The organism is Agrilactobacillus composti DSM 18527 = JCM 14202 (assembly GCF_001436375.1).
Taxonomy (GTDB): Bacteria; Bacillota; Bacilli; order Lactobacillales; family Lactobacillaceae; genus Agrilactobacillus; species Agrilactobacillus composti.
The window spans coordinates 34,419-44,937 of record NZ_AZGA01000070.1 but is presented as its reverse complement, the minus strand read 5'-3'; the positions used below and the strand labels follow the sequence as shown (position 1 = coordinate 44,937).

Here is a 10,519-nt window from a genome sequence, read left to right as displayed (position 1 = left end):
GAAAAAAGTTTAGTAAAAATATCAAAAACATATTGCTTTTTTCTAAAACTAAGTATATTATAGCCTTGTAAACGATTACGCAAACGCTTACGCAAGCTTATCACTCATAATCTTTTACTAAATGCAAAATGCTTTAATATTCACAAACAGTTAGCGCCATCATTATTGCCGTTTCATTATCACGTATTAGGAGGGTTTATATCATGAAGCGAAAAGTTAACTGGGGCAACATCGTCGGCTACGGGGCTGCGGACCTGTTTGGCAATGGGGCCTTGGCCGTTGCATCCACTTGGATGTTGTTCTTCTACACAGAATTTGGGGGATTATCACCGGCTTTGGCGGGGTCTATTTTAGCCATCGCCCGGGTCGCCGATTCCTTTATCAGTCCATTGATGGGTTATTTAACCGATCACTTTGGCGCCACTAAAATGGGCCGACGTTTTGGTCGGCGGCGTTTCTTCTTACTGTTAGCCATCCCATTGATGGTGTTATACATCATCATTTGGATTGCCCATATGAATTTCTGGTTCTACTTAGTCACTTACTTATTAATGGAAGCATTCACCGCTCTGGTTATGATTCCATACGAAACGTTAGCTGCTGAAATGACGGATGATTATGATACCAAATCTAAATTATCCAGTTCTAGAATGCTTTGGGCAGCTCTAGCCACATTCTTAGCTTCTTGGTTACCAGGTCGGGTCTTCGCCGTGATGGGCAAGAATAACCCGAATGCTTTCTTAGTCGTTGGTATTTTATTGGCTGTTGTCTTCATCTTAGCGATTACTTTAACTTACTTCTCTACTTTTGAACGGGAAACTGATGGCAGTGATGCTGAAAAAGCTGCAATCATTGCTGAAAGTAAAGTTAAGACCGAAAATCCTTTGAAAACCATGTGGAATATGATCAAAGACATGGGATCTGTTTTCCGAATCAAATCTTATGCTTTGCATCTATTGATTTACTTAACGTCCTTTACTGCTCGGGATATTGTTGGTGCCACTTATGTTTTCTTCGTGGTTTACGCCATGAAGAGCGATGCCGTTACTGCTAGTAACATTTTGACCTTTGGGTCTATTATTGGGATTCCTTGTAACTTGTTATGGCCTAAGATCATGTCTAAATTAGGTCCATCCCGCTTATTGCGGATCATGTATATCTTGATGTTTGGCACCGTCGTCGCCTATGCCTTCTTAGGCTTCTCCCCATTAGTAGGGACTGGGACGGCCGTTGGTTGGTTGTATGCTTTGCAATTAACTTGGGGTGTCTCAAACTCAGGGACTGGTTATGTCCCTTGGACTGTTTATACCTTCATTCCCGATGTTGATGAAATCGTCACTCGGGAACGGCGTGAAGGGGTTTTTGCCGGTATCATGACCTTCGCTCGTAAGACAACTTCTGCCTTAGCACCATTCTTAACTGGGTTAGTATTATCTGCTTGTGGTTTCGTGGAAAACGCGAAAACCCAAACACCTGGGGCCATGCGTGGTTTGATTCTATGGTTATTGATTGGGACTGGGGTCTTGTTATTAGCTGCCTTTATCACGACCTTCTTCTTCAAATTGGACCGGGCCCATCACAAAGTATTACGGGCTGAAATTGACCGTTTGAAAGCTGGGGGCGCTAAAGCTGATGTTGATCCAGCCACTAAATCTGTTGTTGAGCAATTAACAGGTTTCAAATACGATCAACTTTGGGGTAATAACAACGTGGTTCCTAAAGCTGAACGGTCTGCGATCCAACATGCAGAAGCAAAATTATCTGAAAAATAAAGGCGCGCAATTCGCCGCTTAATAAGAAGGTGGCAGGGACAAATGATTTGGCTCGGCTGCCTTTTTTATAGTTTTTTCATAGATATTTACAAAAAGCTTTGTCATAGCTAGGCCAAATGAAGTAATATTTAGGAATAGGTGATAAATCCGTATTATATATAGCAAAGGTGAAACTATGACGACAATTAAAGATATCGCTGAACAAGCGAAAGTATCCATCTCCACCGTATCCAGAATTTTGAGCTTTGATGAAACCCTGTCCGTGACCGATGAAACCAGGCAGCGGGTCTTACAAACCGCTGAAGATCTCCAATATAAACGCCGCTCTAGAAAAGCTAAAAGACGTATCACGGCTAACATTGGCATCGTTCAGTGGCATACCATGAGCCAAGAACTTAACGACTTATATTATATGCAGATTCAAAACGGTGTGGAGAACAAGGCTAATAGCCTAGGCATTGCCACTGAATCCATGACCCTAGATGAAATTTTAGGTCAAGACAGTGTGGCCTTAGACGGTTTGATCATGATCGGTAAATTCGATCGCATTGAAATCCGGGATTTAAAGAAGTTAAAATTACCGATGGTTTTTGTGGGTCAAAATACCCTACCTGAAGGCTTTGATAGTGTCCAAAGTGACTATGAAACCCCAATCAAGACGATTATTGATCATTACCTTAAACACCATATTAAAGATATTGGCATGCTGATCGGTCAAGAACAGACTTCTAAAGAGACCGACATTATCCCAGATCCCCGGTTGGTGACTTTTACGGCCTATTTAAGACAACTCAATTTATTTGAACCTAAATTTGTCTTCAAAGGTGATTATTCCCCAGAGTCAGGTTTTGAGATGATGGATCAAGCCATTAAACAGTTAGGGCCGGACTTGCCCCATGGCTTTATTCTAGGGAGTGATGCCATGGCCGTGGGGGCATTGCGGGCATTATCGCAAGCAGATATTGCCGTCCCTGAACGGGTCAGCATTGTCAGTTTCAACGACGTGGCCATTGCTAAATTTACAACACCGACATTGAGTACGATTCATTCACAAACTGAATTGATGGGCGAGCGGGCGATATCTTTATTGAAAAAGCGGCTTGAAAATCCCAAACGGATTCCGCAATCTAATGTCTACGCTTCCGAATTTATTCGCCGGGAGAGTAGTATTTAAGGAAGGTGTCAAAACTTGGATGCATTAAAGCAACCAACCCATTTACGGGTGAATTTATTAACACAGGCCTACAACGTGGTCCAAGATCCCAAGTTTAGCTGGTGGGTGGAAAGTGAAGCGGCTGATACGTTTCAAACAGCCTATCAGTTGGTCTTTGGAATTTCGGAACAAGCCTTAGCCGCCCATAATTACTTAGCCGTCAGCCCCTGGGAAGCTTCTGGGGAAAATACGGCGGTAACTTATCCGGCTTTAAACGACTTACTCATCGAAAATAAACTTTATTATTGGCAAGTTCGCATTCGGGATAATCATGGCAACACCAGTGAATTGTCCCAACCCAATCACTTCTTAACGGCCATTGATCACTTCACGGCACCGGGAATCTGGGCTCAAAACCAGTCCACGACACCAGATGGCCGGCCGGCTTTAGGGAACTTCGCCTTTTTGCGTAGTCCTGAGTTTAAGTTGCCTAGGGCCAAAATAGACAGTGTTTATATCCGCGTCTTGGCCCGGGGGAACGAAGTGACCTTAGCCCAAAGTTTTGATCTATATGTCAATGGCCACTGTGTGGGGGTGGGTAGTGCTCGGCCCCATGAATACTATGATGACCAAGATCAAACAGCTTATTTTTACCAAACTTTTGAAATCAGTGACCAAGTGCAATCACAAGGTAACCAAATTAGTGTCATTGCCACTGGTGCCAGTAAACTGCGGGCTTTCTTTGCCCAAGTAGTGGCTTTTGAAAGTGATGGTACGCTGGTAGAATTACTGGTCAGTGACGCCAGTTGGCGGGCCTTAGATGGGTCCAGTGCCTTTGGGGATTTTGGCGCTAAAATTGCCAGTCAATATTTTGAAATGCCCCAAGAAAATGTGGATATGAACTTTTATCCCCAGGGCTTTTCAGAACCTGACTTTGCAGATAAGGCTTGGCCAGCGGCTGTCGTCACGGCACCAACGGTTCCCTTAGACGGGGGATTGTTATTACCCTATGGGGCTGAGAACACGCAACGCTTTAAAACGGCTGAGCCCACCAAGGCGGTCACTAAGCTAGCCCCAACCACTTACTTGGTGGATTTGGGCAAAGAGATCATTGGCAGTTTGACGGTGGCGTTAACCAGCCCCGTGGCCCAAAAAGTCAATATCTATGCCGGTGAGCAGCTACAAGCCGATGGCCACGTGCGCCATCATTTAGCCTGTGGTCCAGATTATGTGGAAACTTGGCAGCTGATTGCTGGTGAAAATCAATTTACCACTTTGCAAATGAAGAATTTCCGTTATGTGGAGGTCGTTGGTTTTCACGGTGACTTATCGGTGGACGCCATCAGTGGGTGGGCGGAACGCCAAGCCTTTGATGATCAATTGGGGACTTTTGAGTCTGATCAGCCCCTTTTAAATCAGGAATATGACTTGTCTAAATACACCATCAAAGCCACGAATCAAGACATCTATGTGGATTCCCAGGCCAGAGAACGGCGCGCCTATGAAGGCGACCTATTGGTCAATGCCAACAGCAGCTATGTGATTTCCGATAACTATGCCTTAGCCCGGCATTCAGCTAATTACTTATTGGATAATCCCACTTGGCCAGAGGATTACAAACTGTTTAATGTGGAGATGCTTTGGTATGACTACTTGTATACCGGGGATGCCACGTTATTGGCGGCTCGTTATGATGTCATTAAAGAAAAACTAAAGCGCGGGGCCACTAAGACCGATAATGCCAATGCTTCTTGGCGGCCCGCTAAACAAGCCGATAACTATGATGAAGACCTACATTTAGTAACGAATAACGGCCTGATCGACTGGCCTATCCGTGAGCGGGATGGCTATGTGGAAGGCACTTATAATACCCCATTTAATGCGATTTATGTGGGGATTTATCAAATAATGGCCCAGATTGCCGCTGTGGTTGGACAAAAGGCGGATCAAGCAATTTATGCCAAACGCAGTGCAGATTTAAAAGCGGCCATGATTGCCCGCCTGTATGATCAAAAAGCGGGGAAATTTTATGATTCCTTGCAAGCAGACCTGACACCGAATACCCATTTTTCTCACCATGCTTCAGCCTATGCCCTTTGTTATGGGGTTTATGATTCAAAAGCTATGGCTGATCAACTGGCTGAATTTGTGGCCAATAATGGGGAATTCATCGGTAGTATTTACTTCATTTACTTTATGCTAAGAGGATTATTGAACAGTGGGCATGCCCAGGCTGCTTCAAGATTATTGTTAAATGACGATGATCAAAAAGATGCCAAGACCTTTGCAGCTATTTTGAACCAGCTAAAGGCCACCATCGCTCCAGAAGCTTGGAGTAATTACTACAAACCTAACTTGACCTTGTCCCATCCTTGGGGGGCCACCCCTGGGTTGACCATTGTCCAGGGGATTGCCGGGATCATGCCCCTGGAGCCAGCTTTTAAGCGGTTCAGTGTCCGGGTACAGGCCGGTAAAGTTAAACGATTCACCTTACAAACACCATGTTGTAAGGGCTTAATTAAATTGAACTATCAACGCCTTGATACCATGGCGACGTTGACTTTGACAGCGCCTGCTAATACCACAGCGGTGATCACTTTACCAGACACGGCACAAGCAGTGACGGTGGATGACCAAACCCAAACACCAATAAAAAATACATTGACCGTGACATCAGGTCAACATATCATTCGTTATCAACTTTAAGACAATACAGGAGGATACCAACGTGCAAGCTAAACTTTTTAATGCGCAGATCAAAGACAATCCCTTGCGCAGCAAAGCCGATGTACTGGCTTCTTTACTAGACTTTTTACGACCAGCCATGAAGGTCTTGGCCCAACAAGAACGGGCCGGGCGCTTTAACATTAGTGCCAGTGGTGCGGTTTATATTCAAGATAAAACTGAAATCGAAGGCTTCATGCGCTTACTTTGGGGCTTGGGCCCATTTTTTGCGGATCACCAGCGCATTTTGGCTTATCCAGAATGGTATGAACTAACCATTCATGGCATTTTAGCCGGGACCGACCCAGAATCTAAGGACTATTGGGGCGGTGAGCTTGGCGATTATGATCAGATGTTTGTGGAAATGGGGGCTTTGACGGCTTTCTTGTATGAAACCAAAGCTGATTTTTGGGATCATTTAAGTGGTGTGCAACAGCAGCAAATTTTAGCCTGGCTGGAGCAAGTGAACCATCGGGTCATTCCTAAGACCAACTGGCTGTTTTTCAGAGCTATGGTGAATTCCTTCTTTGTCACCGTAGATGTGGATACCAAGGGTCACCAAGCCTTAATCGATGCTGACTTTGCTATCACCAATGGCCATTACTTAGATCACGGCTGGTCTTATGATGGTTATGAAAACCAAATTGACAACTACATTCCCTTTGCCTATCAGTTCTTTACGCTGGTTTTTGTGGGATTGACTAACTGGGATAATGACCAAACACGGCTTTTAAAAGAGCGGGCCACCGCTTTTATTAAGAGTTATGCCAATTGGTTTGCTGCCGATGGGGCGGCTTTACCTTATGGGCGCAGTTTAGATTATCGCTTTGCCCAAGCTGCTTTTTGGGGCGTTTGTGCCTTTGCCCATATTGACTTGGGGGATTATACCCTAGGCGATATTAAGCATTTATTGCTGAATAATTTACGCTGGTGGTTTAAACAAGATATTTTCACCACGGACGGCTTAATGCCTATCGGTTATGCTTACCCGAATATGAATTTTGCCGAAGGTTATAATGGCCCGGCTTCAGCCTACTGGGCGCTAAAGAGTTATATTTTCTTGGTATTGCCCGATGATGATCCTTTCTGGCAAGCTCAAGAAAGTGATACTTTCAAATTCGAAGCGCTTAAATTACAGCCAGAACCCCGCATGTTGGTGGCCCATAGTCAAACCGGCCTAGAAGTGCAAGCTTTCACCGCCGGTCAGCATTCTCATGAACACGCCCATGGCGCTGCCAAATATGAGAAGTATGTTTACTCCACCACTTTTGGCTTTAGTACGCCTAAAGGGACCACCTTATTAAAGCAAGGGGCCTTTGACAGTACGCTAGCAGTTTCTGAGAGTGATAATTTTTGGCGGACTGTTTTCAAATATGAAGATTATCAACTTCATGAAGACTATATTTACGCAAACTGGCAACCTTGGCCAGATGTGACCATCAAAAACTTTGTGATACCAGCGATGCCTTGGCATGTGCGGATTCATCAAATCCATACCGACCGGACGTTACACCTAGCTGAAGGGAGTTTTGCTGCCCCCCATGAGGGCATTGCTTCTGAAGCAGTTTTACCGACCACTGTTGAGAATGCTGTCTTTTATCAGACGCATGTGGGGATCACGGGTTTAGTGGGGTTATCACCAGAATTAAAGGTTAGTTTAACTGAACCAGAACCCAATACCAGCCTGTATTTCCCTAAAACGAAGCTGCCATTGCAAACAGGTGTCTTAAAACCAGGGGATTATACGCTCATGTCGCTTTATTTAGGGGATCGGGAATTAGAGAGTTTACAAGACGGCCAAGTGGTCGTACCGGCTGTCCAACTAAACCAAAATACATTAGTACTTACCCAACAAGGCAGCCAACGGTCAATTCAATTGGCTGAGTTCTAAGGTATATTTTGCTAGACGGTCCGTCTCAGTTTTGAGGCGGCCGTTTTTTGTATGGGTGGTTTTTTTGGTATATAATTATGTTTCGTGGTAATCAGCTTTCGTGGTACAATAAAACATTGCAGGCTCAAGTATTTTTAAGGAGTTTCAAACAATGTATGAATATTTTGTGGGTCAAATTACCCGGATTGAAACCGGTTATATCGTTTTAGAAACTAATGGGATCGGGTACAAATTATTAGTCGCCAATCCCTATGCTTTTACAGAAAATCAACAAGTGAAAGTTTACGTCTATCAAGCCATTTCTGACAGTGCGCAATTACTGTATGGCTTTGTGGATTTAGATGAAAAACAAGTTTTTGAATTATTGATTGGCGTCACTGGGATTGGTCCTAAAAGTGCCTTAGCTATTTTGGCAGCCAGTAACCATGATGGGTTAATTGGCGCTATCCAACAGGAAAACGTACGTTATTTGACGAAATTCCCGGGGGTAGGTAAAAAAACTGCCCAACAAATCATTATTGATTTAAGGGATAAAGTTACCAAATTGGGGCTTAGTAGTACTGCCACCTTACCGGTCAGTGATGAAATTGAGTTACTGCCGCCAGAAGCCAAAGGCAATCAAAGCCTCAAGGATGCCTTAGCAGCCTTAGGCGCATTAGGATTCAGTCGTCGGGATGTGGCAAAAATTGTCACCCAGCTAGAAGCTTTTGAAGCTCAAAGCACAGATGCCTATTTAAGAGAAGGTTTACGGCTATTGACCAAGTAAGAAGGACAGCAATTAGTTAGAAAGGAGCTTTGCAATGGCTGAAGATGAAGATTTTGACCGTTTGGTAGCCCAGACCACCGATAATCCCCAAGAGGCCATGATTGAAAAATCATTACGGCCCCAAACCTTAAAGGACTATATTGGCCAGCCTAAAATTAAAACGGAATTAGCCGTCTATATTGAAGCTGCCAGCAAGCGAGAAGAGTCTTTGGACCATGTTTTGCTTTATGGGCCGCCAGGTTTAGGGAAAACGACCTTGGCTTTGGTGATTGCCAATGAAATGCAGGTCAACGTGCGCATGACCACTGGGCCGGCAATCGAAAAATCAGGTGATTTGGTGGCCATGCTAGCCGAACTTAAGCCCGGGGATGTCTTGTTCATTGATGAGATTCATCGCCTTCCCAAAGTGGTGGAAGAAGTTTTGTATTCGGCCATGGAAGATTTCTACGTGGATATTATTGTGGGCGATGGTCCTGCCGCGCATCCCGTGCATTTACCTCTGCCACCCTTTACTTTAATTGGGGCTACTACCCGAGCAGGATTGTTATCCGCGCCATTACGGGATCGTTTTGGCATTGTGGAACATATGAATTATTATGACCTAGATGAGTTGGTGACGATCATTAAACGCACGGCGGCTATTTTTGATTTAGCTATTACTGAAGATGGCGCTATTGAAATTGGGCGGCGTTCTCGGGGCACGCCCCGGGTGGCCAATCGTTTATTGAAACGGATCCGCGACTTTGCTCAAGTGGATGGGGTTCAGTCCGTGGATAAGATGATTGCCGCCAAGGCTTTGACACATTTAGAAGTGGATGATGACGGTTTGGATCAAATTGATCGTAAAATTTTGACGGTCATTATCAAATATTATAATGGCGGGCCCGTGGGCTTGAAGACCATTGCTGCGAATGTGGGCGAAGAGGTCCAAACCATTGAAGAAATGTATGAACCTTATCTACTCCAAAGCGGTTTTTTGAAACGTACCCCCAGAGGTCGCATGGTTACGGCTAAAAGTTATACCCATTTAAAAATACCTTTACCAAAGCAACAGTAGACTATCAGGCCATTGGAATGAATGGGCTGTGTTAATTTTATAAATAGAAAGTGGCGTAAAAACAGATGTTAACAACCGAAGATTTTGATTATGAATTACCCCATGAATTAATTGCTCAAACCCCCTTAAAAGAACGGGATGCTTCTAGAATGTTAGTTTTGGATCACAAAACTGGTAAATTAGAAGATAAACATTTCTATGATATTTTAGCGGAATTAAACCCAGGGGATGCAGTGGTCATGAATGACACCCGGGTCATGCCAGCACGGCTTTATGGCCAAAAACCAGATACCGGCGGTCATATGGAAGTGTTGCTGTTGCATAACACTGAAGGGGATAATTGGGAAACGCTGATGAAACCAGCGCGGCATGCCAAAGTGGGAACAGTCATTGAATTCGGTAATGGTTTGTTAAAAGCAACAGTTACTAAAGAACTAGAGCACGGTGGCCGGATGGTGGAATTTCACTATGATGGTATTTTTATGGAAATTTTGGACCAATTAGGCGAAACGCCATTGCCACCTTATATCAAGGCAAAGCTTGATGATCCAGAAATGTATCAAACTGTTTATGCTAAGGAAAGCGGTTCAGCAGCAGCCCCAACAGCCGGTTTACACTGGACGAAGGAATTACTACAAAAGGTCCAAGATAAAGGGGTCAAGTTAGTTTATTTAACCTTACATGTGGGCTTAGGGACTTTCCGGCCAGTGTCTGAGGACAATATTGAAGATCATAAGATGCATTCTGAATTCTATCGCCTCAGTGAAGCTGCCGCCGCTACTTTAAATGATGTCCGGGCCCATGGGGGTCGGATCATCGCCACAGGGACCACCTCTATTCGGACGCTGGAAACAATTGGCACCAAGTTTGACGGGGCCATTCAAGCAGACAGCGGTTGGACGGATATTTTCATCAAACCCGGCTACAAGTGGCGGGTAGTGGATGCTTTTATCACCAATTTCCACTTGCCTAAATCTACCTTAGTGATGTTGGTGGCCGCGTTTACTGGTCGGGAAATGATTTTAAACGCCTATCAACATGCCATTGATGAACGTTATCGCTTCTTTAGCTTTGGCGATGCCATGTTTATTAAATAAGGAATTTTGATTGACTAAATTTTATGGACTTGTTATATTACTTGAATTGATTATCAAAT

The 10,519-nt window shown here is 44.3% G+C and carries 7 protein-coding genes; all 7 read left to right on the top strand.

Annotated elements, in window-relative coordinates:
* The first annotated feature begins 203 nt into the window (after nucleotides 1-203).
* Entirely contained in the window at nucleotides 204-1,772 is a 1,569-nt protein-coding gene (locus FC83_RS11475) for an MFS transporter (protein ID WP_035452736.1), read from the top strand.
* Nucleotides 1,773-1,947: 175 nt separating this feature from the next.
* Entirely contained in the window at nucleotides 1,948-2,946 is a 999-nt protein-coding gene (locus FC83_RS11470; protein WP_035452733.1) for a LacI family DNA-binding transcriptional regulator, read from the top strand.
* A 15-nt stretch (nucleotides 2,947-2,961) separates the two neighbouring features.
* A complete protein-coding gene (locus tag FC83_RS11465) occupies nucleotides 2,962-5,631 on the top strand; it encodes a family 78 glycoside hydrolase catalytic domain (RefSeq protein ID WP_057002797.1) in 2,670 nt (889 codons plus the stop codon).
* A gap of 22 nt (nucleotides 5,632-5,653) precedes the next feature.
* Entirely contained in the window at nucleotides 5,654-7,540 is a 1,887-nt protein-coding gene (locus tag FC83_RS11460) for a DUF2264 domain-containing protein (protein WP_057002796.1), read from the top strand.
* 151 nt (nucleotides 7,541-7,691) lie between these two features.
* On the top strand, nucleotides 7,692-8,306 hold the full coding sequence (gene ruvA, locus FC83_RS11455) for a Holliday junction branch migration protein RuvA (RefSeq protein WP_035452730.1): 615 nt from the start codon (nucleotides 7,692-7,694) through the stop codon (nucleotides 8,304-8,306).
* A gap of 34 nt (nucleotides 8,307-8,340) precedes the next feature.
* Nucleotides 8,341-9,363 carry a Holliday junction branch migration DNA helicase RuvB gene (gene ruvB, locus FC83_RS11450; protein ID WP_035452728.1) on the top strand — a complete coding sequence of 341 codons (1,023 nt, stop codon included), beginning with the start codon at nucleotides 8,341-8,343 and terminating at the stop codon, nucleotides 9,361-9,363.
* A gap of 65 nt (nucleotides 9,364-9,428) precedes the next feature.
* Nucleotides 9,429-10,460 carry a tRNA preQ1(34) S-adenosylmethionine ribosyltransferase-isomerase QueA gene (queA, locus tag FC83_RS11445; RefSeq protein ID WP_035452725.1) on the top strand — a complete coding sequence of 344 codons (1,032 nt, stop codon included), beginning with the start codon at nucleotides 9,429-9,431 and terminating at the stop codon, nucleotides 10,458-10,460.
* Nucleotides 10,461-10,519 lie beyond the last annotated feature (59 nt).